This window comes from Pantoea sp. B9002 (genome assembly GCF_013385945.1).
Taxonomy (GTDB): domain Bacteria; phylum Pseudomonadota; class Gammaproteobacteria; order Enterobacterales; family Enterobacteriaceae; genus Pantoea.
The window spans coordinates 42,393-68,861 of sequence record NZ_JACAPA010000033.1; the positions used below are offsets into that span (position 1 = coordinate 42,393).

At 55.3% G+C, this 26,469-nt stretch carries 24 protein-coding genes; 15 read left to right on the forward strand and 9 right to left on the reverse strand.

What is annotated here, in order from left to right; translation table 11 throughout:
• Nucleotides 1-244: 244 nt before the first annotated feature.
• The 4 genes from mepS to yeiP all read right to left on the reverse strand — a co-directional run bounded on the left by mepS (nt 245) and on the right by yeiP (nt 3,743).
• Nucleotides 245-820 carry a bifunctional murein DD-endopeptidase/murein LD-carboxypeptidase gene (gene mepS / locus HX773_RS16080; RefSeq protein WP_008105015.1) on the reverse strand — a complete coding sequence of 192 codons (576 nt, stop codon included), beginning with the start codon at nt 818-820 and terminating at the stop codon, nt 245-247.
• A 514-nt stretch (nt 821-1,334) separates the two neighbouring features.
• Nucleotides 1,335-2,042 carry a phosphatase PAP2 family protein gene (locus tag HX773_RS16085; RefSeq protein ID WP_176972348.1) on the reverse strand — a complete coding sequence of 236 codons (708 nt, stop codon included), beginning with the start codon at nt 2,040-2,042 and terminating at the stop codon, nt 1,335-1,337.
• A gap of 44 nt (nt 2,043-2,086) precedes the next feature.
• Nucleotides 2,087-3,061, reverse strand: a complete 975-nt coding sequence (locus HX773_RS16090; protein ID WP_176972349.1) for a GTP-binding protein — start codon at nt 3,059-3,061, stop codon at nt 2,087-2,089.
• A 106-nt stretch (nt 3,062-3,167) separates the two neighbouring features.
• The gene (gene yeiP / locus HX773_RS16095) at nt 3,168-3,743 is read right to left on the reverse strand and encodes an elongation factor P-like protein YeiP (RefSeq protein WP_176972350.1); all 576 of its coding nucleotides are present in this window, start codon (nt 3,741-3,743) and stop codon (nt 3,168-3,170) included.
• A 152-nt stretch (nt 3,744-3,895) separates the two neighbouring features.
• On the opposite strand from yeiP, the gene HX773_RS16100 reads away from it, so the two are divergent.
• The 4 genes from HX773_RS16100 to fruA all read left to right on the forward strand — a co-directional run bounded on the left by HX773_RS16100 (nt 3,896) and on the right by fruA (nt 8,209).
• Nucleotides 3,896-4,150, forward strand: a complete 255-nt coding sequence (locus HX773_RS16100) for a YkgJ family cysteine cluster protein (protein WP_101763700.1) — start codon at nt 3,896-3,898, stop codon at nt 4,148-4,150.
• Nucleotides 4,151-4,429: 279 nt separating this feature from the next.
• Entirely contained in the window at nt 4,430-5,560 is a 1,131-nt protein-coding gene (gene fruB / locus HX773_RS16105) for a fused PTS fructose transporter subunit IIA/HPr protein (protein WP_176972351.1), read from the forward strand.
• Nucleotides 5,557-6,495 (forward strand): 1-phosphofructokinase, encoded by a 939-nt coding sequence (gene fruK / locus HX773_RS16110; RefSeq protein ID WP_176972352.1) that lies wholly within the window; start codon nt 5,557-5,559, stop codon nt 6,493-6,495. The genes fruB and fruK overlap by 4 nt, the downstream gene beginning before the upstream one ends.
• 16 nt (nt 6,496-6,511) lie before the next feature.
• Nucleotides 6,512-8,209: a PTS fructose transporter subunit IIBC gene (fruA, locus tag HX773_RS16115; RefSeq protein ID WP_176972353.1), complete on the forward strand. Its 1,698-nt coding sequence runs from the start codon at nt 6,512-6,514 to the stop codon at nt 8,207-8,209.
• Nucleotides 8,210-8,267: 58 nt separating this feature from the next.
• On the opposite strand, the gene nfo is transcribed toward fruA, so the two are convergent.
• Together nfo and HX773_RS16125 are read right to left on the reverse strand one after the other, a co-directional pair.
• Nucleotides 8,268-9,113 carry a deoxyribonuclease IV gene (gene nfo / locus HX773_RS16120; RefSeq protein WP_176972354.1) on the reverse strand — a complete coding sequence of 282 codons (846 nt, stop codon included), beginning with the start codon at nt 9,111-9,113 and terminating at the stop codon, nt 8,268-8,270.
• A gap of 57 nt (nt 9,114-9,170) precedes the next feature.
• Nucleotides 9,171-10,217: a YeiH family putative sulfate export transporter gene (locus HX773_RS16125; RefSeq protein ID WP_176972355.1), complete on the reverse strand. Its 1,047-nt coding sequence runs from the start codon at nt 10,215-10,217 to the stop codon at nt 9,171-9,173.
• A 234-nt stretch (nt 10,218-10,451) separates the two neighbouring features.
• On the opposite strand from HX773_RS16125, the gene yieE reads away from it, so the two are divergent.
• From yieE to HX773_RS16145, 4 genes are all read left to right on the forward strand, one after another.
• Entirely contained in the window at nt 10,452-11,318 is an 867-nt protein-coding gene (yieE, locus tag HX773_RS16130; RefSeq protein WP_101763706.1) for a DNA-binding transcriptional regulator YeiE, read from the forward strand.
• A 136-nt stretch (nt 11,319-11,454) separates the two neighbouring features.
• Entirely contained in the window at nt 11,455-12,921 is a 1,467-nt protein-coding gene (locus tag HX773_RS16135; RefSeq protein WP_176972356.1) for an amino acid permease, read from the forward strand.
• Between the two features lie 169 nt (nt 12,922-13,090).
• Nucleotides 13,091-14,170, forward strand: a complete 1,080-nt coding sequence (locus HX773_RS16140; RefSeq protein WP_176972357.1) for an iron ABC transporter permease — start codon at nt 13,091-13,093, stop codon at nt 14,168-14,170.
• A complete protein-coding gene (locus HX773_RS16145) occupies nt 14,170-14,955 on the forward strand; it encodes an ABC transporter ATP-binding protein (RefSeq protein WP_176972358.1) in 786 nt (261 codons plus the stop codon). Before HX773_RS16140 ends, HX773_RS16145 begins: the two co-directional genes overlap by 1 nt.
• 182 nt (nt 14,956-15,137) lie before the next feature.
• On the opposite strand, the gene fghA is transcribed toward HX773_RS16145, so the two are convergent.
• The 3 genes from fghA to HX773_RS16160 all read right to left on the reverse strand — a co-directional run bounded on the left by fghA (nt 15,138) and on the right by HX773_RS16160 (nt 18,096).
• Entirely contained in the window at nt 15,138-15,980 is an 843-nt protein-coding gene (gene fghA, locus HX773_RS16150) for an S-formylglutathione hydrolase (protein WP_176972359.1), read from the reverse strand.
• Nucleotides 15,981-15,992: 12 nt separating this feature from the next.
• Nucleotides 15,993-17,117: an S-(hydroxymethyl)glutathione dehydrogenase/class III alcohol dehydrogenase gene (locus HX773_RS16155; RefSeq protein ID WP_176972360.1), complete on the reverse strand. Its 1,125-nt coding sequence runs from the start codon at nt 17,115-17,117 to the stop codon at nt 15,993-15,995.
• Nucleotides 17,118-17,184: 67 nt separating this feature from the next.
• A complete protein-coding gene (locus tag HX773_RS16160) occupies nt 17,185-18,096 on the reverse strand; it encodes a LysR family transcriptional regulator (protein ID WP_101763711.1) in 912 nt (303 codons plus the stop codon).
• Nucleotides 18,097-18,195: 99 nt separating this feature from the next.
• Here HX773_RS16160 and HX773_RS16165 point away from each other — a divergent pair, with 99 nt between their 5' ends.
• The 7 genes from HX773_RS16165 to mglC all read left to right on the forward strand — a co-directional run bounded on the left by HX773_RS16165 (nt 18,196) and on the right by mglC (nt 26,422).
• Nucleotides 18,196-19,323 carry a YbfB/YjiJ family MFS transporter gene (locus tag HX773_RS16165; protein ID WP_176972361.1) on the forward strand — a complete coding sequence of 376 codons (1,128 nt, stop codon included), beginning with the start codon at nt 18,196-18,198 and terminating at the stop codon, nt 19,321-19,323.
• Between the two features lie 117 nt (nt 19,324-19,440).
• Nucleotides 19,441-20,106 (forward strand): GTP cyclohydrolase I FolE, encoded by a 666-nt coding sequence (folE, locus tag HX773_RS16170; RefSeq protein ID WP_049852430.1) that lies wholly within the window; start codon nt 19,441-19,443, stop codon nt 20,104-20,106.
• Nucleotides 20,107-20,159: 53 nt separating this feature from the next.
• On the forward strand, nt 20,160-21,320 hold the full coding sequence (gene yeiB / locus HX773_RS16175; RefSeq protein ID WP_176972362.1) for a DUF418 domain-containing protein YeiB: 1,161 nt from the start codon (nt 20,160-20,162) through the stop codon (nt 21,318-21,320).
• Nucleotides 21,321-21,462: 142 nt separating this feature from the next.
• Nucleotides 21,463-22,503, forward strand: a complete 1,041-nt coding sequence (gene galS, locus HX773_RS16180; RefSeq protein ID WP_176972363.1) for an HTH-type transcriptional regulator GalS — start codon at nt 21,463-21,465, stop codon at nt 22,501-22,503.
• 303 nt (nt 22,504-22,806) lie between these two features.
• Nucleotides 22,807-23,802 carry a galactose/glucose ABC transporter substrate-binding protein MglB gene (gene mglB / locus HX773_RS16185; RefSeq protein WP_176972364.1) on the forward strand — a complete coding sequence of 332 codons (996 nt, stop codon included), beginning with the start codon at nt 22,807-22,809 and terminating at the stop codon, nt 23,800-23,802.
• 70 nt (nt 23,803-23,872) lie between these two features.
• Entirely contained in the window at nt 23,873-25,393 is a 1,521-nt protein-coding gene (gene mglA, locus HX773_RS16190; RefSeq protein ID WP_110866613.1) for a galactose/methyl galactoside ABC transporter ATP-binding protein MglA, read from the forward strand.
• An 18-nt stretch (nt 25,394-25,411) separates the two neighbouring features.
• Nucleotides 25,412-26,422 (forward strand): galactose/methyl galactoside ABC transporter permease MglC, encoded by a 1,011-nt coding sequence (gene mglC, locus HX773_RS16195; protein WP_007889502.1) that lies wholly within the window; start codon nt 25,412-25,414, stop codon nt 26,420-26,422.
• Nucleotides 26,423-26,469: the final 47 nt, after the last annotated feature.

Below are 26,469 nucleotides of genomic sequence, written 5' to 3' on the forward strand. Positions count from 1 at the left end.
TTTATCGTTTGGTCACTACCCACTTCAGACCGCAGCCACGGTGATAACGGTGTCTGCAGCGCAATATCTGGGTATCAGGAAGTCAACGAGAATATAACGAGAGCGCGAAGAATGTCTCGTTATATTTTTGATTCTCAATTACTTTTTATCGGTTGGATTTGAGTTAAAAACTGCGGGCGAAAAAAAACGCTGCCGGGGCAGCGTTTTCTGATTCTCTGGCTGAGAGGATCATCAAAGAAATACGTTAGCTTGGGTTTTTAGCAAGAACCCGACGCGCTTCGCGGTAACGATTTTTCCAATAACTGTCATTCAGGTTGGAAATCATTACGCCACTGCTGGTGGACGCGTGAACAAAGTTATCGTTGCCAAGATAGATGCCCACGTGGCGACCGGTAGAACCGGCGCGGAACAGCACTAAGTCACCTGCGCGCAATTTATTGCGTGAAATTTCTTTGCCGGTGTCTTGCTGTTCTGACGTTGAGCGTGGCAAATCTAAACCGAACTGCTCGCGAAAGGTGCGCTGAACAAAAGCAGAACAATCAATGCCACGTTTGGTGTCGCCGCCTAAGCGATAACGTACACCTTTCCAGTCACTGTACTGTTCCATGATGCGGGACTTAACGTCCACGTTCTGCACCATCTGTTCAAATTCGTCCTGAGACGCTTGAAGTAAAAAACCATTCTGGTTGTTAACTTCATGATTCTCGTTATTCGCGTTCTGACCGTTATGGGTGCTGCTACATGCTGATAAAAGTGTTGCGAGTGCTACCGCGGGAATGATCCGCCTGAGGTATCTCAGTATTGGTTGAGACTTGACCATTGTACGTGTTTTCCTTCGATTTCCTTACGACAGAATGTCGTCAGCCAGATGACAAAACGGGTTGAGATTAATAAGTACGGCCGTCTAAGACAAATCCTTAATTACTAAAATGTGTTAATGCACACATTTTTGTAGCTTTAAGCACCGCATTTTATGCTGTTGCTTACTAATCGGATTTGAGGTTAACCGATTACAGACCGCGTGGCGAGTGCTTTTATATAAATATTCAAAGGTTTTTTCGATGTGAAATCAATCTGTAACACAATGGCGAGTTTATCAACAATTGGCAGCGATTTAATAGCCAAACAGCGGTGCAATAAGGGGGTAATTCTGGCGCTAAGGCCGATTTTAAGAGGGTTCGGGCTGGACAGCTTAGGATTAAGGCTATTGTTCCGCGTTTTTCGTCATAATCTTTTCTTTTACCTGAATAATGTTAGTTTGCTAATAGTTTATTCAGGTTTTAAATAAGCGCGAGCGATCGACTTTTTGTTCTATGATCACTCGCGCTTAACAATTACGTGCGCGGCTTATATTTGCCTGGCAACGAACGGTTCAGCCAATTCACCAGCTTGTCGCTGAATGGCGTTAACAGGCACCAGCTCATGCCAACCAGCACCACTGACAACGAACCCACAGCGATATCAGTAAACCAGTGCGCACCCGCCATCACGCGTGGCAGAGCAAACACCACGGTAATCATCAAACCCACCAGAAACGCGCGGAAGCCGAAATAGCGCCACATAAAGCAGGTGAAGATCATCAGCATCATGCCGTGGTCGCCAGGGAAGCTATCTTTCGACGCATCTTTGGCCGGGATGCCGGTCAGTTCGCTTACGCGATGCACATTTTCAAAGAACAGCGTTGGGCTGGAGTGTTGCACCGGCAGCAGATGACCGAGCTGGTTGAGTACCACAGCGCTGAGCAGCATCGTGATGCCAATGGCCAGCAAACGGCGACGACCTTGCGGTGTTTCGCGACGCCAGTAGCTTAAATAGAGCAAACCCATGGCCAGCAGCGAAACCACATCGAAGCCGCGGAAATTAGTGATGGCCACTAACAGCGCGAAACCGTGGTGATCAACCATCTGGTCATTGAAGCCATAAAAGATGGCTTTATCGATACCAAACCAGAACCCGTGATCCGGCGGCAGGTACCATGAAAGGAAAAGCATCACGCCCAGCGCATTCAGCAGCAGGATGGTGATTAATCGAGAAGCGCGCATAGAAAATAGACTCAAAGTGAAAACAACGGGGCAACCTAACGCATCTAATTTAAACGAATCTTCAACAAAGCGGTCTGCAAAAGGTTCCAGTCAGCAGGCTGATGATGAATCAATTCGATGCGGCTATCCGGCGGTGTGGTAGGGCGGGTTTCTATAAACAGATCGTCGCCCTGGCGATTGATATTCACTAAACCATCGGCAGTGCGCAACACACCTTTAACGCGATCTACCGGCGCATGCCTTGCCCACTCTAGCGCCTTGATCGTATCAAACACGGTTTCACCATCGAAAATCCAGCCACAGGAAGCATAGCCCTGGCCTTCATTTAGCGCACGACGCCAGCGCGCCTGGCCATCCAGTTTCAGTGCGGCCAGGCCTTGTGGGCGTGAATTATGATGGTGATGTGCTGCATCGGGAACCGCACGATCCGCCAAGGCGGGTTGAGTCAACAGCGCGGGATCGATGTGTCCCCACGCCGCTTCCACCAGCTGACGTTCGCCCAAAAATTGCTGCTGCCAATCCTGCAAACGCTGACGATCATCATCGCTCCAGCGATCGCTTTTGTTCGCCACGATGATATCGGCCGCCACCAGCTGATCGCGGAAGTTCTCATTCTCCACCACGCGTGCATCGGCGAGCTGACGCGGATCGAGCAGCGTTAAGGTGGCATCCACCTGAATCCAGGGTTGATAGACGGCAGCACGCAGCATGTTCAGCAGCTGTTTGGGATGGCCAAGGCCGGTGGGTTCAATAATCAGACGATCGGGTTTCGCCTGCTTCAGCAGCATGTTCAGCCCAACCTGCAGCGGCAAGCCGTTAACGCAGCACATGCAGCCGCCGGGAATCTCTTTCAGCGTGGCACCGCGATCGGCCAGTAGTGCGCCGTCGATGCCAATTTCGCCAAATTCGTTGACCAGAATCGCCCAGTTTTCATCGGCGGGTTTGTTGGCTAACAGATGCAGCAGAGTGGTGGTTTTTCCGCTGCCGAGAAATCCGGTGATGAGGTTTACGCGCGTCACAAAAGGGCTCCCAAAAAAAGAGAATAAATCGCGCGCGGATGAGAGACATCCGGCGCGCACGGCCTTGTTATACTATAACAATCACCGGCCGCCGGACGGAAGCACGTTATGAGTCAGCGCGTCCCATATAACGACGTTCCGCAATATGAATGCGGATGCGATCGCCATTGCTCAGGTATTCCGGCACCTGAATGGATAAGCCGGTGCTCATGCCAGCGGGTTTGGAGCGGGCGCTGGCGGAGGCACCTTTGATGCCCGGCGAAGTATCAACAATTTCCATATCGACGGTTTGTGGCAGTTCAAGCGCCAATACCTGGCCGTCCATCGTCAGCACCTGAATGCCGGGAATGCCACCTTCAGGAATAAACAGCAGCTCTTCTTCAATTTGGTCTTTTTTGAAGTTGTACGGCGTGTAGTCTTCGTCATCCATAAACACATACTCATCACCATCTATATAAGAGAAGGTGACGGCACGGCGGCTAAGCGAAATGGCGTCAATAATATCGTCGCCTTTGAAGCGCTCTTCCACTTTCAGGCCGGTGCGGACATCGGTAAAACGCATCTTATAGAGCGTCGCGGCACCGCGAGCACTTGGGCTCTGTACATCAATGTCTTTCACCAGCAACAGTTTGCCGTTCCAGGTGACAGCCATCCCTTTTTTGATCTCATTTGCCTTTGGCATGGTGTTTTTCTCGCTGACAGGAGGTTAATGCGCGTCACGTTACTCGCGCGGCGAAAAACTGGCAAGTCAGCCAATGTAAAATTGTTGCCGCTGCATGGCATTCGCGGTCTGGGACTGTTATTGTCGCGGCGAATTGTCTACAGGAGCGCATGATGTTTTGTCGTGACCAGTGCGGTGCCTGTTGCACAGCCCCCTCAATCTCGTCCCCGATTCCAGGCATGCCGCACGGCAAGCCGGCCAACACGCGTTGCGTGCAGCTCGATGAGCAGCAGCGCTGCAAAATCTTTGGGTCACCGCTGCGCCCGGCGGTTTGTGCCGGTTTACAGCCCAGCGCGGAAATGTGCGGCAGCAGCCGTGATAGCGCCATGACATTTCTGCTCAAACTGGAAGCCGAGACGGCGCCCTGAAGCGCTAGCTGACGCACAGCTGAAGAATTTGGCTTAATGCCGTTGCTCTGTACAGCAAAAGCATCAGCCTGCCTGCACGTAAAAATCTTAAATCCAACATGAAGTGTGCGGAACGTCAAAAATCTGCTACTCAGATCGCGCATTTTCTTGCCTGCTGTACGTGGCTGTACCATATTCCCTGAAACGTTTCAGCGTTGTCATTCCGGCTAAGTCCGCGATGCATAGCATCTTTTTTCATCATCTAGCTGAAACGATTCAACACAGCAAGCGAGGAGAGATATGTTCCAGCTCGAAGTTCAGGCCATTCATACCGGTGCTAGCGCACAGAATAAAGAAGAGGCCATTCGTCAGGTTGCCGCTGCGTTAACCGCTGCAGGCAATGTGGCCGAAGGCTACGTTAACGGCATGCTGGCGCGCGAACAGCAAACCACCACTTTCCTGGGTAACGGCATCGCCATTCCGCACGGCACCACCGACACCCGCGACCTGGTGCTGAAAACCGGTGTCCAGGTTTATCAGTTCCCGCAGGGCGTGGATTGGGGCGAAGGGCAAACGGCGTATGTGGCGATCGGTATTGCCGCTAAATCGGATGAACACCTCGCGTTGCTGCGCCAGCTCACTCACGTATTAAGTGATGACAGCATTGCTGAACAGCTGAAAACCGCCTCGGCGGAAGATCTGCGTGCGCTGCTGATGGGCGAAAACCAGGCAGCAGAATTCAAATTCGATACCTCGCTGATTGCCGTTGATGTGGCGGCCAGCGATTTAATCACTTTACAGGCACTGAACGCCGGTCGTCTGCAGGCTGCAGGCGCGGTGGACGCGTCCTTTATTGCTGACGTGATTTCCCGCGCACCGCTGAGCCTCGGTCAGGGCATCTGGCTTAGCGACAGCGCCAACGGCAATCTCGGCAGCGCAGTGGCCGTAAGCCGCGCCGCTGCGCCATTCCAGCATCAGGGCGAAAACGTCGCGCTGCTGCTGACTGTGGCGGCTAACGATCAGCGTCCGCTGGAGGTGCTGGGTTATCTCAGCAACCTGCTGCTGAGCAACAAAGCTGAACGTCTGCTGAAAGCCGATGCCGCCGGGATTCTGGCGCTGCTGACCAGCGAAGTCGACGAAGCTGCTGAGCTGCTGACCGCTGAATTCACCATCCGCAACGAACACGGTCTGCATGCGCGTCCGGGCACGGCGCTGGTGACCGTGATCAAACAGTTCAACAGCGACATCACCGTGACCAATCTCGACGGCAGCGGTAAACCCGCTAACGGCCGTAGCCTGATGAAAGTTGTCGCGCTGGGCGTGAAAAAAGGCCATCGCCTGCGCTTTACCGCCAGCGGCGAAGATGCACAGCAGGCGCTGAACGCGATTGAAGAAGCCATTAACGCCGGTTTAGGCGAGGGGGCAGCATGAGTCGTCGTGTCGCAACAATTACATTAAACCCGGCTTACGATCTGGTCGGTTACACGCCAGAAATCGAGCGCGGCGAAGTTAACCTGGTGAAAACCACCGGTCTGCACGCGGCGGGTAAAGGCATCAACGTTGCCAAAGTGCTGAAGGATCTCGGTATCGATGTCACCGTCGGCGGTTTCCTCGGCAAAGAGAATCAGGACGGCTTTCAGCAGCTGTTCAGCGAACTCGGCATCGCCAACCGTTTTCAGGTAGTGCAGGGCCGTACGCGCATCAACGTTAAGCTGACCGAAAAAGACGGCGATGTGACCGACCTGAATTTCTCTGGCTTTGAGGTCACCGCGCAGGATTGGGATCGCTTCACGGCCGATTCTCTCACCTGGCTTGGCCAGTTCGACATGGTGTGCGTCAGCGGCAGCCTGCCAGCCGGCGTGGCGCCAGAAGCCTTCACCAAATGGATGAGCGATCTGCGCACGCTGTGTCCTTGCATCATCTTCGACAGCAGTCGCGAAGCGCTGGTCGCCGGCCTGAAAGCCGCGCCGTGGTTGGTGAAACCGAACCGCCGCGAGCTGGAAATTTGGGCTGGTCGCAAACTGCCTGCGCTGCAAGACGTAATCGGTGCTGCACATGAACTGCGTGAGCAAGGTATTGCGCACGTGGTGATTTCTCTCGGTGCGGAAGGTGCGCTGTGGGTGAATGCCTCCGGCGAATGGATTGCCAAACCGCCTGCTTGCGAAGTGGTCAGCACCGTGGGTGCCGGCGATTCGATGGTCGGCGGCCTGATTTACGGCTTGCTGATGCGTGAATCCAGCGAGCACACGCTGCGTCTGGCGACGGCAGTGGCGGCGATGGCCGTCAGCCAAAGCAACGTTGGCGTTAAAGATCGTACCCAGTTGGCCGCGATGATGGCGCGCGTCGACTTACAACCCGTTAACTAACAGCAGGAGAGCGATAATGAAAACGCTGCTGATAAAAGATTCTTCACTGGGACTGGCTTCAGGACATCTGGCGCTGGAACGTTTACGCGCGACGGCGGCACAAGCCGGACTGACGCTGATCGATAATGCCGCCGAAGCTGAACTGGTGCTGGTTGCTGGCCACAATGCGCCAAACGACGCAGAGCTGGCCGGTAAATCGCTGGCGCTGGTTGATGTGCAGCAGGCGCTGCGCGATCCGCTGGCGGCAATCAATCAAGCCAAAGCGAGTGCCAAAACCTGGCAGCCTGCGGCTGTAACCGCTGCCGCGCCAGTGGCTGCTCAGAGCGGTGCTCAGAAACGCATTGTGGCGGTAACCGCCTGCCCAACCGGCGTGGCGCATACCTTTATGGCCGCCGAAGCTATTCAGGCCGAAGCGACGAAGCGTGGCTGGTGGGTGAAAGTAGAAACCCGCGGTTCTGTGGGTGCAGGCAACGCGATTACCCCAGAAGAAGTGGCGGCGGCCGATCTGGTGATCGTCGCAGCCGATATCGACGTGGATCTGGCGAAATTTGCCGGTAAGCCGATGTACCGCACTTCAACCAGTCTGGCGCTGAAGAAAACCGCGCAGGAGCTGGATAAAGCGCAGGCCGAAGCGAAAACCTATCAGCCGAGCGGCAATCAGGCTGCCAGCGCGCAGGGCGATAGCAAAGAGAAAGCCGGTGCCTATCGTCACCTGCTGACCGGTGTGTCCTACATGCTGCCGATGGTGGTTGCCGGTGGTTTGAGCATCGCGCTGTCATTCGCCTTTGGTATCACCGCATTTAAAGAGCCGGGCACCTTAGCGGCGGCGCTGATGCAGATTGGCGGCGGCAGCGCCTTTGCGCTGATGGTGCCTGTATTAGCCGGCTTTATTGCCTTCTCAATTGCGGATCGTCCGGGTCTGACGCCAGGTTTGATTGGCGGTATGATCGCGACCAGCATTAACGCCGGTTTCCTTGGCGGCATTATCGCCGGTTTCATTGCCGGTTACGCCGCGAAGATGCTCAGCAGCAAAGTAAAACTGCCGCAGAGTATGGAAGCGCTGAAGCCGATTCTGATCATTCCGCTGGTGGCGAGTTTGATTACCGGTTTGCTGATGATTTACGTAGTAGGTAAGCCGGTTGCGGGCATCATGACTGGCCTGACAACCTGGCTGGCCAACATGGGTACGGCGAACGCGGTACTGCTGGGCGCGATTCTCGGTGGCATGATGTGTACCGACATGGGCGGCCCGGTGAACAAAGTGGCCTATGCGTTTGGTGTTGGTCTGCTGAGTTCACAAACCTACGCACCGATGGCGGCCATTATGGCGGCCGGTATGGTGCCACCGCTGGCGATGGGCCTGGCGACGCTGGTTGCGCGTCGTAAGTTCAACAAAGGTCAGCAGGAAGGGGGTAAAGCGGCGCTGGTACTCGGTCTGTGCTTCATCTCCGAAGGTGCCATTCCGTTTGCAGCGCGTGACCCAATGCGTGTGCTGCCGTGCTGTATCATTGGCGGCGCGGTCACCGGTGCGATTTCCATGGCGATTGGCGCGAAACTGATGGCACCGCACGGTGGTCTGTTTGTCCTGCTGATTCCAGGCGCGATTACCCCAGTATTGGGTTATCTGCTGGCGATTGTGATTGGTACTGCGGTAGCGGGTCTCGGCTACGCCATCTTGAAACGTCCGGAAGACGAGCTGGTAAAAGCAGCGTAATTTTCGCCAGACGTGAAAAAGGGAGCCTCGGCTCCCTTTTTGTTTTTTTGTCAGATAATTAACCCTGCTGCTCCGACTTCAACCACGCAATCTCATCCTTCCAGATATCCGGATTGATGGTTTCCAGAATCATTGGAATGCCATCAAAACGCTTATCCTTCATCAGCCAGCTAAACGCGGTTTTACCGATATTGCCTTCACCCAAACTGTGATGGCGGTCGACGCGACTGCCCAGCGTGCTCTTGGCATCATTCAGGTGCATGCCACGCAGATACTGGAAACCGACGATGCGCTCAAAGTCGCTGAAGGTCTCGGCGCAGGCTTCTTCGGTACGCAGATCGTAACCGCCAGCAAACGCGTGGCAGGTATCAATGCACACGCCAACGCGTGACTTATCTTCCACGTGCTCAATAATGGTGGCGAGGTGCTCGAAGCGGAAACCGAGGTTGCTGCCCTGACCGGCGGTGTTTTCGATCACCGCCACCACGCTGCTGGTTTTATCCAGCGCGATGTTGATCGATTCGGCGATACGCTTCAGGCAGGCTTCTTCTTCAATCTGCTTCAGATGGCTGCCCGGATGGAAGTTCAGCAAGGTCAAACCCAACTGCTCGGCACGCTGCATCTCATCGAAGAAAGCCTCGCGCGATTTCTCCAAAGCTTCCATCACCGGATGGCCGAGGTTAATCAGATAGCTATCGTGCGGCAGAATCTGCGCGGAGGTGAAGTTATAACGATCGCAGGCGGTTTTAAACGCATCGATCACTTCCCCTGACAGCGGTGCGGCTTTCCACTGGCGCTGATTTTTGGTGAACAGCGCAAAGGCTGTGGCTTCGAGTTCGTGGGCACGGATAACTGCCTGGTCCACGCCGCCTGATGCACTGACGTGTGCGCCGATATATTTCATGCCGCTCTCCTGATTGGGCGATTGCTGCTGCAAAGCTGTCCATCATAGCGGATGCGGTTACGCCATGAAATGTTGCACCAGCACATTGAGTGCTCCGCCGCCGAGAATTAACCAGCCAAACATCACCAATCCGAGCAGCAACGGTTTACAACCGGCCTGTTTCAGGGCACTGAAGCGAGTGGTTAAACCCAGCGCGGCCATCGCCATCGCCAGCAGCAGATTCGCCAGCTGATTCAGCGTGCCAACAATATTGGCAGGCAGCAGATGCAGCGAGTTAAACAGCGCCACCACAATAAACAGCAGCGCGAACCACGGGAAGCTCACGGCGGAGGATGATTCTGCGCGTTGGCTACGCTGACGTTTCAGCCAGCTGCCGAGAATCAGTAAAAACGGTGCCAGCATCATCACTCGCAGCATTTTGGCAATGACGGCGGTGTTTTCTGCCTCGGCGCCCATCGCATGCCCAGCAGCGACAACCTGCGCCACTTCATGCAGCGTTGAACCGGTGAAGATGCCGAAATGTTCCGCGCTAACCGTTGGAAGCAGCGACCACAGCAGCGGATAGAGAACAATGCCGACGGTGCCAAACAGCACCACGGTCGCAACAGCCACCGCCACTTTTGACGGCGCGGCTTTAACGACAGGTTCACTCGCCAGCACCGCCGCCGCGCCGCAAATGCTGCTGCCTGCACCAATCAGCCACACGGTTTCGCGATCCATCTTCAACAGACGAATGCCGATATAACAGGTCAGCAGAAAAGTGGAACTGAGGACCAGCGCATCGATCAGCACGCCGCTGATACCGACATCGGCAATCTGCTGCACGGTAATACGAAAGCCATACAGGATGATGCCGAGGCGCAGTAAGCGCTGTTTCGCCAGCATTACGCCGCTGTCACAGGCGCCGGCAAGCTGCGGATACAGTGTGTTGCCGAGCACGATGCCCAAAATAATCGCTAACGTCAGCGCCCCGAATCCAGCGCCGGCCAACCACGGCTGATTGCTTAACCACGCCGCGGTACCGGCAATCGCCACCGTCAGCAGCAAACCCGGCAGCCAGTGATGCAGATGAAACGGGGTTTTATTGACACTTAACTCAGCCATATTCTTCTCCTCGCTGGGCGGCATTTGTTCGAACGAAAACCAAAATTACAGAGCGCACATTCCGTAGCGGCGCAATTTATTGCGCGATAAATCGCGCCGCTACGGAATGTGCGATGATTTATGCCATGTGCTTATCTCATGCTGTTCTTCGCTAAGCGTGCGCTGCGCTGGTATAAAAGTAAAATTGATAATATATTTATAATTAACCAGAATAAGTAATATAAGGGAAACCGCATGCACATCACGTTGCGCCAGATTGAAGTGTTTACCGAAGTGCTGAAGAGCGGCTCAACGACGCAAGCCTCGCAGGTGTTGGCGCTATCGCAGTCGGCGGTGAGCGCCGCGCTAGCGGATTTGGAAAACCAACTCGGCGTGCAGCTATTTGATCGCGTCGGCAAGCGACTGGTGGTGAATGAGCATGGCCGTTTACTCTATCCGCGCGCCGTGGGTTTGATGGAGCAGGCGGGTGAAATCGAACAGTTGTTTAAAGAAGATAACGGGGCAATTCGCCTGTTCGCCAGCAGCACCATCGGTAATTACCTGCTGCCAGGCATGATCGCCGCCTATCGCCGCGACTTCCCCGCGCTGCCGCTGGAGCTGAGCGTCGGCAACAGTCAGGATGCGATTAATGCGGTGGCGGATTTCCGTGTCGATATCGGCTTGATCGAAGGTCCTTGTCACGAGCTGGATATTATCAGCGAGCCGTGGCTGGAAGATGAGCTGGTGGTGTTTGCCGCGCCGGATGCTGCCATCCTGCAACAGCCGATTACGCTGGAAGCGCTCGCCGCCGCGCCGTGGATCCTGCGCGAGCGCGGGTCGGGCACGCGCGAGATCGTTGATTATCTGCTGCTGTCGCATCTGCCGCAGTTTCAACTCGGCATGGAGTTGGGCAATTCAGAGGCGATTAAACACGCGGTGCGTCACGGCATGGGCATCAGCTGTTTGTCGCGGCGGGTGATTGAAGATCTGCTGGAAGCCGGCACGCTGGTGGAAGTAGCGATCCCATTGCCACGCCTGACGCGTACGCTGTATCGCATCCATCATCGACAGAAGCATGTGTCCAAAGCTTTGAGCCGTTTCCTGTCGTATTGCCGTGAATAATCACAGCGCTGAACACGCTGTGGCTAATAATTCCTGGCCGATCATGAAGGTAACTAATAACCCGACGTGAATGCTATACAGCTTGGGGCTAGCTGCTACAATCTCGCCTCATTTTTATCCAGCATAGCGTTTACACATGCATAATGACTCAAAAACAACACAACAACCTGGATTGCGCCGTGAATTAAAAGCGCGTCATCTCACCATGATCGCCATTGGTGGTTCCATCGGTACCGGCCTGTTTGTCGCTTCGGGTGCCACCATTTCTCAGGCCGGACCTGGCGGCGCGCTGCTCTCCTATGCGCTAATCGGCCTGATGGTTTACTTCCTGATGACCAGCCTTGGCGAACTCGCGGCATTTATGCCGGTTTCTGGCTCCTTCTCAACCTACGGTTCGAAATATGTTGAAGAAGGCTTCGGCTTCGCGCTGGGCTGGAACTATTGGTACAACTGGGCGGTGACCATCGCCGTTGACCTCGTCGCCTCGCAGCTCGTCATGAACTACTGGTTCCCGGACACGCCCGGCTGGATCTGGAGCGCACTGTTCCTCGGCCTGATGTTCCTGCTCAACTACATCTCAGTCAAAGGCTTCGGCGAAGCGGAATACTGGTTCTCGCTGATCAAAGTGACCACCGTCATCATCTTCATTGTGGTTGGCGTACTGATGATCACCGGCATTCTGCGTGGCGCGGAAAACGCTGGCTGGCACAACTGGACCGTGGGCGAAGCGCCGTTTGCCGGTGGTTTTGCCGCGATGATTGGCGTGGCGATGATCGTCGGCTTCTCCTTCCAGGGCACCGAACTGATCGGTATCGCAGCCGGGGAATCCCAGGATCCGGCGAAGAACATTCCGCGCGCGGTGCGTCAGGTATTCTGGCGAATTCTGCTGTTCTATATCTTCGCCATTCTGATCATCAGCCTGATTCTGCCGTACACCGATCCGAAATTGCTGCATAACGATGTCACCGATATCGCCATCAGCCCATTCACGCTGGTGTTCCAGAATGCCGGTCTGCTCTCGGCGGCAGCGGTAATGAACGCGGTGATTCTGACGGCGGTGCTGTCGGCGGGTAACTCGGGCATGTACGCCTCAACGCGTATGCTGTTCAACCTGGCACGCGAAGGCAAAGCGCCACGCATTTTCGGCAAGCTGTCGAAAGGTGGCGTGCCGCGCAACGCGCTGATTGCTACTACCGTGGTGGCGGGATTGTGCTTCCTGAGCTCGAAATTTGGTAACCAGGAAGTTTACCTGTGGCTGCTGAACACTTCAGGCATGACCGGCTTTATCGCCTGGTTGGGTATCGCCATCAGCCATTACCGTTTCCGTCGCGGCTATATCGCGCAGGGTCACAGCCTGTCCGATTTGCCGTACCGTTCGGGCTTCTTCCCGCTGGGACCGATCTTCGCTTTCATTTTGTGTCTGATCATTACGCTGGGGCAGAACTATCAGGCGTTCCTCGCTGACCGCATTGACTGGTATGGCGTGGCCGCAACCTATATTGGTCTGCCGCTGTTCCTGATTATTTGGTTGGGCTACAAGCTGACACGCGGCTCGCGCTTCGTGAAATACAGCGAGATGGAATTCCCGACGTTTAAAGAGTAGTCATACCCTTGCGCGATAAATCGCGCCGCTACGAATAAGGTGCACGTATAGTAGCGGCGCAATTTATTGCGCGTTGTTTTGGATTTTGTTACTCAGATTGAATTGATAATTATTATCACCTGCACTATTGTGGCTGCCGTTATTATTTCGACAAGAAACGGGTAGAACAATGCGTACCACGGACGCCACGCTGCTGGCGGAAAACGGCCTCGAAACCGATACCATGACGCGTTATCGTCAGGTACTGCGCCAGCGACTGATGTTAATTGGCGTGCTGGTGCTGGCGATACTGGCGTCAGTGATTCTTGATTTCACGCTCGGCCCGGCTGGGCTCTCCCTCGACACCTTATGGCAAACGCTGACGCATCCCGATGCGGTCGATGCGGGCACGCGCGTGATTGTCTGGGATATCCGTTTACCGTACGCATTGATGGCGGTGGTGGTGGGCTTCTCGCTCGGCCTCGCCGGTGCAGAGATGCAAACCATCCTGAATAACCCGCTTGCCAGCCCGTTTACGCTCGGCGTCTCGTCGGCGGCGGCCTTTGGCGCCGCGCTGGCAATTGTCCTCGGTATCGGCATTCCCGGCGTGCCGGATCAGTGGTTTATCTCCGCCAACGCGTTTGTGTTTGCGCTGTTTGCCGCCTTAATGCTGGATGGCGTGACGCGCTGGACCAAAGTTTCGACCTCTGGCGTGGTGCTATTTGGTATCGCGCTGGTGTTCACCTTCAACGCATTAGTCTCCATGATGCAGTTCATCGCCAGCGAAGATACCTTGCAGGGTTTGGTGTTCTGGACCATGGGCAGCCTCGCGCGCGCCTCGTGGGAAAAGCTCGGCGTATTAACCGCTGCCTTTGCCATTCTGATTCCGTTCTCCATGCTCAGCAGCTGGAAGCTGACCGCGCTGCGCCTCGGCGAAGATCGTGCGGTGAGCTTTGGTATCGACGTGCGTCGTCTGCGCCTGGCGACGCTGCTGCGCATCAGTATTCTCTCCGCGCTGGCGGTGGCGTTTGTCGGCCCGATCGGCTTTATCGGTCTGGTCGCGCCGCACATTGCGCGCATGATGTTTGGTGAAGATCACCGCTATTACCTGCCAGCCAGCGCACTGGTCGGTGCGCTGGTGCTGTCGCTGGCTTCGGTGGCGTCGAAAAACCTGATTCCCGGCGTGATCATCCCGGTGGGAATTGTGACGTCGCTGGTCGGCGTGCCGTTCTTCCTCAGTATTATTCTGCGTCATCGGGGGACGGTGTAATGGAGCAGGGATTACGTCTGAAGCATTTCTCCGCCGGTTATCCGAAGCGCAAGGTGATTGACGATCTCAACGTGCCGGAACTGCCGCAGGGCAAAATCACCGTGTTGCTCGGCCCCAACGGCTGCGGCAAATCGACGCTGTTGCGCGCGCTGGCCGGCTTGGGCAAAGGGCAGGGCGAGCTGTGGCTGAACGGTGAGGAGCTGATGAGCCAGCCGTTTGCGCGTCGGGCGCAGCGTGTGGTTTATCTGCCGCAAAGTCTGCCGGCGGGCGTGCATCTGCACGTGCTGGAGTCGATTATTGTGGCGCAGCGCGCGTCGGGTGGCTTGCATAGCGCCTCAAGCGAAGCGGAGATCATGCATTTGCTCGAGCAGCTCGGCATCGCGCACTTAGCCATGCGCTATCTCGATCAGCTGTCGGGCGGCCAGAAGCAGTTGGTGGGTCTGGCGCAATCGCTGATTCGCCGTCCAGAGCTGCTGCTGCTGGATGAACCGCTCAGCGCGCTGGACCTTAACTACCAGTTTCACGTGATGGATCTGGTGCGTCGTGAAACCCGGCTGCGCAATATTGTGACGGTGGTGGTGGTGCACGATATCAACATCGCGCTGCGTCATGCGGATCACGCGCTGATGCTGAAGGATGGCAATCTGCTGGCGGACGGCGAGCCGTCGCAGGTGATTACGCCCGAGACGCTGGCGCAGGTGTATGGCGTGCGCGGCCGTATCGAGCACTGCTCACGCGGCATGCCGCAAGTGATGATCGACGGGCTGGCGGAGACGTTGATTTAGTGAGTTAGGTGCACGCTGTCCCCCATATGGTGCACGCTGTCCCCCTCCTCGGTCCTCCCCCATTAATGGGGGAGGAAGATGCTGCCATATGTGAGTATTGAAGCTGCATGTGGCAGCGTCTCCTTCCCCCGTTTACGGGGGAAGGCCGGGATGGGGGACAGCGAGCACGACAGCCAGCACAATCACACCAACAAATGCTTCGCGTGGAAACGCAGATGATCTTCCACAAAGCTGGCGATAAAGAAGTAGCTATGGTCATAGCCCGGCTGAATGCGTAGCTCCAGCGGGAAACCTTGCTCACGCGCCACCGCTTCCAGTCGCTCTGGACGCAGCTGATCGGCGAGGAACTGATCGCTATCCCCTTGATCAATCAGAATCGGCAAGCGCTGTTCCACGTCACGCATCAACAGGCAGCTATCCCATTCACGCCACGTCTGACGATCTTCACCCAAATAAGCGGTAAAGGCCTTTTGGCCCCACGGCACTTCGGTCGGATTGACGATTGGCGCGAAGGCAGAAGCCGACGCAAAACGTCCGCCAAGACGCAATGCCAGCACCAGCGCACCGTGTCCGCCCATTGAATGACCCATCACCGACTGACGATCGCTCAGCTTAAAGTTATCCGCCACCAACTCCGGCAGCTCCGCGCTGAGGTAATCGAACATGCGGAAGTTCGCCGCCCACGGCTGCTGCGTGGCGTTGAGGTAGAAACCTGCGCCCTGGCCGAGATCGTAACCGCTGTCGTTCGCCACATCGTCACCGCGTGGGCTGGTGTCCGGCATAATCAGCACCAAACCCAGCTCCGCAGCCACGCGCTGTGCGCCGGCTTTGGTGGTGAAGTTCTCATCGCTGCAGGTCAATCCGGCGAGAAACCACACCACCGGCGGCGGTGCGTCACTCTGCGGCGGCGGCAGAAAAATGCTGAAGGTCATCGGACAGTTCAGCACCGCCGACTGATGACGCCAGCGCTGCTGCCAGCCACCAAAGATGCGATGCTCTTCTAACAGCTCCAAAGTGGAAGCCATAACGTCTCCTGATTACTTAGTAAAATGCACCACCGTACGGATGGATTTCCCTTCATGCATCAGATCAAAGGCGTCGTTAATCTCTTCCAGCGGCAGGTTGTGGGTGATGAAATCGTTCAGCGCGAATTTACCGTCGAGGTAATCCTGCACGATGCCCGGCAACTGTGAACGGCCTTTAACGCCACCAAACGCGGAACCACGCCATACGCGACCGGTCACCAGCTGGAATGGGCGGGTTGAAATTTCCTGGCCCGCGCCAGCCACGCCGATAATCACCGATTCCCCCCAACCTTTATGGCAGCACTCCAGCGCCGAACGCATCACGTTAACGTTACCGATGCACTCGAAGGAGAAATCGACGCCGCCGTCGGTCAGTTCAACGATCACATCCTGAATCGGCTTATCGTGATCTTGCGGGTTGATCAGATCGGTTGCACCCAGTTTGCGCGCCAGATCGAATTTGCTGGTATTGAGATCGATACCGATGATGCGACCGGCCTTCGCCATTTTCGCGCCGATAATCGCCGACAAACCAATGCCGCCGAGGCCGAAGATCGCCACGGTATCGCCTTCTTTCACTTTGGCAGTGTTCATCACCGCGCCCATGCCGGTGGTGACGCCGCAGCCCAGCAGGCACACTTCTTCCAGTGGCGCTTCTTTGCTGATCACCGCCAGCGAGATTTCCGGTACCACGGTGTATTCAGAGAAGGTTGAGGTGCCCATGTAGTGGAAAATCGGCTTGCCGTCTTTGAAGAAGCGGGTGGTGCCGTCTGGCATCAAACCTTTGCCCTGAGTGGCGCGAATCGCCTGACACAGGTTGGTTTTGCCCGAGAGGCAGAACTTACACTTGCCGCACTCTGGCGTGTAAAGCGGGATCACGTGGTCGCCGACGGCCACGCTGGTCACGCCTTCACCCACCGCTTCCACCACGCCGCCGCCTTCGTGGCCGAGGATCGCCGGGAATACGCCTTCCGGATCTTGTCCCGACAAGGTGTAAGCATCGGTGTGGCACACGCCGGTAGCCACGATGCGCACCAGCACTTCACCTTTTTGCGGTGGCATCAGATCCACTTCTTCGATTTTCAGCGGTTCGCCAGCTGCCCAGGCAACGGCGGCGCGGGTTTTAATCATGTTCATGCAATCCCTCTTCCTGTAGATGCGGGGTAAGTGGCCCCGATGGTCGTGATGTCGATAAAACAGAAACTCACTCGGCAACGTGCAGCGGATGTCGCAACTCGTCGTTAACCGGGCGATCGTCAAACAGTTCAATAATCAAATACTTCAGCGCTTCAACGTTGGGCGTAAACGCATCGCGCCGCCACATCAGCCAGGTGGCGGTATCGCGGTAAGCGGGTGGTAACGCATGCTCTTGTACGCGGGCGCGGGCTGGCATTTGCGCCAGCACCGAGGCGGGAATCATTGCCACGCCCGCGCCGCCGGCCACGCAGGCCACCATCGCGTGATAGGACTGAATCTCCATCACGCTGCTCGGCGCGGTCTGGCTTTCGCGATACCAGGCTTCCAGTTTGGTGCGGTAGGAACAGCTGTTGCGGAAAGCAAACAGCGTGTCGCCTTGCACATCGCGCGCGCTGGCAATCGGCGCATGTTCCGGGCTGGTGATCAGCACCATCTGCTCATTAAAGGCAATGCAACCGTTGAGATCGTCGTGCGCCACCGGGCCATCCACCAGCGCGGCGGCCAACGTGCCTTCGCGCACTTTGTCGATGATTTCACCGGAAGTATTGGTGATCAGCGACAGCTCCACCGCCGGAAAACGCTGGTGATAGGCCGCCAAAAGGGCAGGCAGCCGCGTCGCGGCGGTGCTCTCCATCGAACCCAGTGCGAAGTTACCGCCCGGCTCACCGGCGCGCGCCATGTTCAGCGCTTCATCACTCAATGCCAGGATACGCTGCGCATAGTTAAGAAAATTGTGGCCCATCGGCGACAGGCGAATGCGTTGCTTCTCACGAATAAACAGATCAACGCCAATTTCATCTTCCAGCTGGCGCAGACGCGTGGTGAGATTGGAAGGTACGCGATGGAGTTGCTCGGCGGCACGGGCCAGCGAACCGGATTCGGCCACGGAGCAAAACATGCGGAGCTGTACTAAATCCATATTCTCTTCTCGTAAACAACTTGGTTAGTATTATTCACTTTCCGTGAGTTTAAACGTCATGCATGCTAGTGACAAGTGATAAAACATCCTGAGGTCGGTATGGCGTTTCGTGTCGCGCTTAGCGCGTTCTTAAGTTTAGTGGTTGCGATGGGGATTGGGCGATTTGCTTTCACGCCGCAGGTTCCGCTTATGATTCATGACCATCAACTGACGCTCACCAGCGCCAGTCTGGTGGCGGCACTCAACTATCTCGGTTATCTGTTTGGCTCGTTTGATGCGATGCGCGCGCGCAACCGCGTCGAGTGGCGTTTACAGGCGGGCGTGTGGGGCGCGGTGATATTAACGCTGCTCTCGGCCTGCGTCAGCGGTCCGTGGTTACATGGTCTGATTCGTTTCCTGATTGGCTGGGCCAGCGGTTGGGCGATGGTGTTGCTGGCGGCATGGGCCAGCGATCAGCTGCATCATCATGGACGTCCAGGCTTGCTGGCGGCGGTGTTTGCCGGGCCCGGCACCGGCATCTTTATCAGCGGCATGCTGGCCGTGGCGCTGCACGCCAGCGGTGTCAGCGCGGCCTTTGCGTGGGCGGCTTATGGTTTGCTGGCGCTGTTGTTGATTGCCGCGATTGCGCGTTTCCTGCCGCGTACCGGCCAGTTACATCGCCCCGATCAAACTGCATCGCCGCTGGTGCTGAATGGCGATCTCAAGCGATTGGTACTGAGCTACAGCCTCGCCGGCTTTGGCTACATTCTGCCCGCCACCTTTATGTCGCAAATGGCGGCGGCGCGTTTTCCTGACAGCGCCTTTGCCCAGTTTGTCTGGCCGGTGTTTGGTGGCGCGGCGGTGATCGGCATTGTGTTAGGCATCCTGACGCGTCACTGGGGCAGCAGCCATGTGCGTCTGGCCATGGTGCTGTGGGCGCAGGCGTTGGGCGTTATCGCCGCGATTGTGCTGCCCGGATTAAACGGCCTGATGCTGGGCGCAGCGCTGATTGGCGGCGGCTTCCTGTGCGTGGTGCAACTGACGCTGCAATATGGGCGTGAGCTGGCACCGCAGCATGCGCGCTATCTTGCCGGTTTGCTCACCACCGGTTATGCGGTCGGGCAACTAGGTGGTCCGCTGCTGTCGTGGATTTCCAGCATGCTGTGGCATCAACTGGAACCGGCGCTGTGGGTGGCGGGCGCCAGCTTAATCCTTGCGGGAATGCTGGTTTTACGTCGCCGTACGTGATGAAAAGCTTATCAGAATGATTACTGGATTAAGGGCGCGGAGTATTTCACAATACGCGCTCAGAATTTCCCCCGTGGGCGAAAACCCGCGGGCGCATCACCTGTCGGAGAAGAGTAAATGAGCACCTTAAGTCAGGAAGCCGCCCTGGTTCACGAAGCGCTGTTGGCGCGTGGTCTGGAAACACCGTTACGCGCTCCGGTGCGTGAAATGGATGACGCTGCGCGTAAACGCGAAATTGCCGGCCACATGACGCAAATCATGCAGCTGCTGAACCTGGATCTGGAAGATGACAGCCTGATGGAGACGCCGCACCGCATCGCCAAGATGTATGTGGATGAGATTTTCTCAGGTCTGGATTACGCCAACTTCCCGAAAATCACCGTCATCGAAAACAAGATGAAAGTGGATGAGATGGTGACCGTGCGTGATATCACGCTGACCAGCACCTGCGAACACCACTTTGTGATTATCGATGGCAAAGCCACCGTGGCCTATATCCCGAAAGAGAAAGTGATTGGCCTGTCGAAAATCAACCGTATCGTGCAGTTCTTTGCCCAGCGTCCGCAGGTGCAAGAGCGCCTGACGCAGCAAGTGCTGGTGGCGCTGCAAACGCTGCTCGGTACCAATAACGTTGCGGTATCGATTGATGCAGTGCATTACTGCGTGAAAGCGCGTGGCGTGAAAGATGCCACCAGCGCCACCACCACCACCTCGCTGGGTGGCCTGTTCAAATCCAGCCAGAACACGCGTCAGGAGTTTTTGCGCGCGGTTCGCCACAGCTAATCTGTTTGGGCGACAGCCTGTCGCCCGTTTTCCTCTCTCCGTCAGGGCACTCGATGCAACGCTATCTCGCGCTGGATTTCATTCGTGGTTGCGCCATTCTCGGCATCTTGCTGCTGAACATTGTCGGCTTTGCGTTGCCATCGGCCGCCTATCTCAATCCGGCGTGGCGCGGCGAGGCTGCAACATCCGAAGCCTGGACGTGGGCGATCATGGATGGCCTGGCGCAGCTGAAATTCCTCACGCTGTTTGCCTTGCTGTTTGGTGCTGGCCTTTACATGCAGGCGCCGCGCGGCAGCCGCTGGATGTCGGCGCGCCTGACGCTGCTGGTGCTGCTCGGTTTCATTCACGGCATCTTTTTCTGGGAAGGCGACATCCTGCTGGATTACGGCCTGATTGGGCTGATTATCTGGCGCATGCTGCGTGATGTGCCGTCCGACCGCGCGTTGTTACAAACCGGCGCATTACTCTATTTGGTCGGCTGCGGCGTGCTGCTGATATTCGGCGCGGTCTCCAGTCCCAATCCCACGCGATCCTGGCTGCCGGGTGCAGCGGATCTGCAATATGAGAGCTACTGGAAACTGCTCGGCGGCTGGGAAGCGGTGCAGAACCGGCTGGATCATCTGTCATCCGGCTTGATGGCGCTGGCATCACAATATGGCTGGCAGCTGGCGGGTTTGATGCTGATTGGTGCGGCATTAATGCGCAGCGGCTGGCTCAGCGGGCAATTTAGCGTGCAGCACTATCGCCGTTCGGCGGCGCTGCTGCTGACCATCGGCTGGCTGATCGCCATTCCCGGCATCGCCGCGCAGTGGATGATTGGCTGGGAATTCCGCTGGACCGGCTTTTTCCTGCAGGTGCCGCGCGATCTTGCCAGCCCGTTTATCAGCCTCGGTTATGCCGCGCTTTGCCTGGGATTCTGGCCGCAAATTGCGTCAACGCGCATCAGCTACGCCATTCAATGCGTTGGCCGCATGGCATTGAGCAATTACCTGTTACAGACGCTGATTTGCACCACGCTGTTCTACCGCTTTGATCTCTTCCTCAAGTTCGATCGCCTGCAGCTGCTGGCCTTTGTACCGGCTATCTGGCTGGTAAATATCTTGTTTTCCGTGCTGTGGCTGCGCGTCTTCCCGCAAGGCCCAATGGAGTGGATTTGGCGCAAACTGACGCGTCTTGCCGCGGGAAAACCTGACCCTTCCTCCTCGCTCAGATAATGATGTTCATCACAAAGGTTGCAGAATTGTATGTAACCGTTTTCATTGCTGTGACGTGATTCACGTAGTCGTTCCATGTGCCCTGACAGAATAGCGCCGTTACGCGCTTGTCGCGCATTTTCAGCCTCTGTGGAACAGCTGCATGATAACGATTCGTGATGTCGCCCGTCAGGCCGGTGTGTCAGTAGCCACCGTGTCGCGTGTGCTCAATAACAGCAGTGCAGTCACCGCCGATACCCGTGAAGCCGTGCTGGCCGCCGTTGACGCGTTAGGCTATCGCCCGAACGCTAACGCGCAGGCGCTGGCCACGCAAATCAGTGACACCATTGGCGTGGTGGTGATGGATGTTTCCGATCCCTTCTTTGGCGCGCTGGTGAAAGCGGTTGATACCGTAGCGCAGCGCGTGCATAAACACGTGTTAATCAGTAACTCCTGGCATCAGGAAGAGAAAGAACGTCACGCAATTGAGGTGCTGATACGTCAACGATGTAACGCATTGGTGGTACACGCGAAAACGCTTTCAGACGCCGAACTGACGCAGTTTATGGATCAGGTTCCCGGTATGGTATTGATTAACCGTACAATTCCCGGTTATGAACACCGTTGCGTCTGCCTGGATAACGTCACCGGCGCGCAGGTAGCAACGCGCATGTTGTTACAACAGGGACATCAACGCATCGGCTTTCTTAGCTCCAGCCACCCGATTGAGGATGTGACGCAGCGGCGTGAAGGCTGGCTGCAGGCCTTGTCAGAGCAGGGAATTCGCCCGCAGGAGTCATGGATTGCGCATGCTGAACCTGACATGCAAGGCGGCGAAGCAGCGATGGTGGAACTGCTGGGCCGTAACTTACATTTAACAGCGGTGTTTTCCTACAATGACGGCATGGCGGCGGGTGCATTGACCGCTTTAAAGGACAACGGCATCCAGGTTCCGCAGCATTTCTCTGTCATTGGCTTCGATGATATTCCCATCTCCCGCTACACCGATCCGCAGTTAACCACGGTCCGCTATCCTATTGTTTCTATGGCGAAACTCGCCACTGAGTTAGCGCTTAAAGGTGCCGCAGGCGAGCTGGATCAGCTGGCTACACACTGCTTTATGCCCACGCTGGTGCGTCGCCATTCTGTCGCCCAGCGGCAAATTGTGGAGTCGGTCACTAATTCAGGCGATAGCGCAGTGTAACCGTTTCCAATCTGTGATTGCATTCACAGTTAATTAACATGCCGCTCACTATGATGGCAGCGTCTTACCGGACTGAAACATCATGTAACGCCGGGAAATCCTCTTCCCAGCAGGTTTCAGTAGCCGATTGAAATAGTTCACAACACTCTTCAGGAAGCGTTTACCTACAGGGAAGTCAGGATTGCGATGGTGGCCCGGCTTTGCGTTACGCGTCCGCCCATTATCAGGTTTACAACCGACGGCGCTGTTTGCCCGCAGGCAAATAGCGCAATGAAATGCCCTACATAAAAAACCGGAGATACCATGAATAAGAAGGTTTTCACGCTCACAGCACTGGTTGCCAGCATGATGTTTGGTGCAACTGCGCACGCCGCCGATACCCGCATTGGCGTGACCATCTACAAATACGACGACAACTTCATGTCGATGGTGCGTAAGGACATTGAGAAAGAAGCGAAATCATTGGGCGGCATTCAGCTGCTGATGAACGACTCACAGAACGACCAGTCCAAACAGAACGACCAGATTGACGTACTGATGGCTAAAGGCGTGAAAGCGCTGGCTATCAACCTGGTGGACCCGGCTGCTGCGGCAGTGGTGATTGATAAAGCGCGCGGCAACGATGTGCCGGTGGTGTTCTTCAACAAAGAACCTAACGCCAAAGTGCTGGCCAGCTATCCGAAAGCGTATTACGTCGGTACCGACTCTAAAGAGTCTGGCATCATCCAGGGTCAGCTGATTGAGAAGCACTGGAAAGCCACGCCAGCCTGGGATCTGAACAAAGACGGTACCATTCAGTTCGTGCTGCTGAAAGGCGAGCCGGGCCATCCGGATGCCGAAGCGCGTACCAAATACGTGATCGATACCCTGAACAAAGACGGTCTGAAAACGCAGCAGCTGGCGATGGATACCGCAATGTGGGATACCGCGCAGGCAAAAGACAAAGTTGACGCCTGGCTCTCTGGCCCGAACGCCAACAAAATCGAAGTGATCATCGCCAACAACGATGCGATGGCGATGGGTGCGGTTGAAGCGCTGAAAGCGCACAACAAAACCAGCATTCCGGTGTTTGGTGTCGATGCACTGCCAGAAGCGCTGGCGCTGGTGAAATCAGGTGCGCTGGCTGGTACCGTGTTGAACGATGCGGAAAACCAGGCGAAAGCGACGCTGGATATTGCTAACAATCTGGCCAATGGCAAAGAGCCAACTGCAGGCACTAACTTCAAGATGGAAAACAAAATCGTACGTGTTCCTTACGTACCAGTAGATAAAGAAAATCTGTCGCAGTTTGTGAAGTAATTCATCCTGGGCGCGGCATTTCGCCGCGCCTTATTGCATCTGACCAACGCTTTATTTAGCCAGGTAAATTATGGCCAGTGAGAATCCGACCACACAGCGTGAATATCTGCTGGAGATGACGAATGTCTCGAAATCATTTCCAGGGGTTAAAGCCTTAGATAATGTGAATTTAAAAGTGCGGCCGCACTCCGTCCATGCATTAATGGGAGAAAACGGCGCCGGGAAATCTACATTATTAAAATGTCTGTTTGGGATTTATAAAAAGGATACGGGGAGCATCCTGTTTCAGGGTGAGGAAATTGATTATAAGAGCTCCAAAGAGGCGCTGGAAAATGGCGTTTCCATGGTGCATCAGGAATTAAACCTGGTTCTGCAACGCAACGTCATGGATAACATGTGGCTTGGCCGTTATCCACGTAAAGGCGTGTTTGTTGATCAGGATAAAATGTATCGCGATACCAAAGCGATCTTTGATGAGTTAGATATTGATATCGATCCGCGCGATAAAGTTGCCACCTTATCGGTGTCGCAGATGCAGATGATCGAGATCGCCAAAGCCTTCTCCTATGACGCCAAAATCGTCATTATGGATGAGCCGACATCGTCGCTGACCGAAAAAGAAGTGAACCACTTGTTCACGATTATTCGTAAGCTGAAAGATCGTGGCTGCGGCATTGTCTATATCTCGCATAAGATGGAAGAGATATTCCAGCTGTGCGATGAGATCACCATTTTGCGTGACGGACAGTGGATCGCCACCCAGCCGCTGGAAGGGCTGGACATGGACAAGATCATCTCGATGATGGTGGGCCGTTCATTGAACCAGCGCTTCCCGGATAAAACCAACGTGCCGGGGGAAACCATTCTTGAGGTGCGCCATTTAACCTCACTGCGTCAGCCGTCGATTCGTGATATCTCGTTCGACCTGCGTAAAGGTGAAATTCTTGGTATTGCCGGTTTGGTGGGCGCCAAGCGTACCGACATCGTCGAAACCCTGTTTGGTATTCGTGAAAAGTCGGGCGGTACCATTAAGCTGCACGGCAAGAGTATTAATAACCACAGCGCCAATGAAGCCATTAATCACGGCTTTGCGCTGGTGACGGAAGAGCGTCGCTCCACCGGTATTTATGCGTATCTGGATATTGGCTTTAACTCGCTTATCTCTAATATTAAAAAGTATAAATCCAGCATGGGCCTGCTCGATAATAAACGCATGAAAAGCGACACCCAATGGGTCATTGATTCGATGCGCGTGAAAACGCCGGGTCATCATACGCAAATTGGTTCGCTTTCCGGTGGTAACCAACAGAAAGTGATTATTGGTCGCTGGTTATTAACGCAGCCGGAAATATTGATGCTTGATGAACCGACGCGCGGGATTGATGTGGGCGCGAAATTCGAAATCTACCAACTTATTGCTGAGTTGGCGAAGAAAGAGAAGGGCATCATTATTATCTCTTCTGAAATGCCAGAACTGTTGGGTATTACCGATCGTATTTTAGTGATGAGTAATGGCCAGGTAGCAGGCATTGTTGATACCAAAACGACCTCGCAGAATGAAATCCTGCGTTTAGCGTCATTACACCTTTAATGAAGCAAGGGCTTTAACATGAAAGCGACTACTAAAAAGAATGCGCTAACCTGGTTAAAAGAGGGCGGCATTTACGTTGTCCTGTTTGTACTGCTGGCAATTATTATTTTCCAGGATCCAACGTTCTTAAGTTTAATGAACCTGAGTAACATTCTGACTCAATCTTCGGTGCGTATTATTATCGCACTGGGCGTGGCCGGCTTGATTGTCACCCAGGGTACGGACCTTTCAGCGGGTCGTCAGGTTGGCTTAGCGGCGGTGGTGGCAGCCACGCTGCTGCAGGCGATGGATAACGCCAACAAGGTATTCCCGCATCTGGATACCGTGCCAATTCCGGTGGTTATCCTGACCGTGTGCATCATCGGCGGCGTGATTGGTCTGGTGAACGGGGTGATTATTGCTTACCTCAAGGTAACGCCATTTATCACCACCTTGGGCACCATGATTATCGTTTATGGCATCAACTCACTCTATTACGACTTCGTGGGTGCATCGCCGATTGCCGGTTTCGATCCTGGCTTCTCCAAATTTGCTCAAGGCTTCCTGCGTTTCGGTGATTTTAAGCTGTCGTTCATCACCTTCTACGCTGTGATTGCCATCGTCTTTGTTTGGGTGCTGTGGAATAAAACCCGCTTCGGCCGAAACATCTTCGCTATCGGTGGTAACCCGGAAGCAGCGAAAGTGTCTGGCGTGAACGTACCGTTCAACCTGATTCTGGTGTATGCATTGTCTGGCGTGTTCTACGCGTTCGGCGGGATGCTGGAAGCGGGCCGTATCGGCAGCGCCACCAACAACCTCGGCTTTATGTATGAGCTGGATGCGATTGCGGCTTGTGTGGTCGGCGGCGTATCGTTTGCCGGTGGCGTAGGTTCTGTGGCGGGCGTGGTGACCGGTGTCATCATCTTCACCGTAATCAACTACGGTTTGACCTACATCGGCGTTAACCCTTACTGGCAGTACATCATCAAGGGCGGCATCATCATCTTCGCCGTGGCGCTGGATTCACTGAAGTACGCACGTAAAAAATAAGACATCACCCAGCAAACAAAGGGCCGCGCAATGCGGCCCTTTTTGCA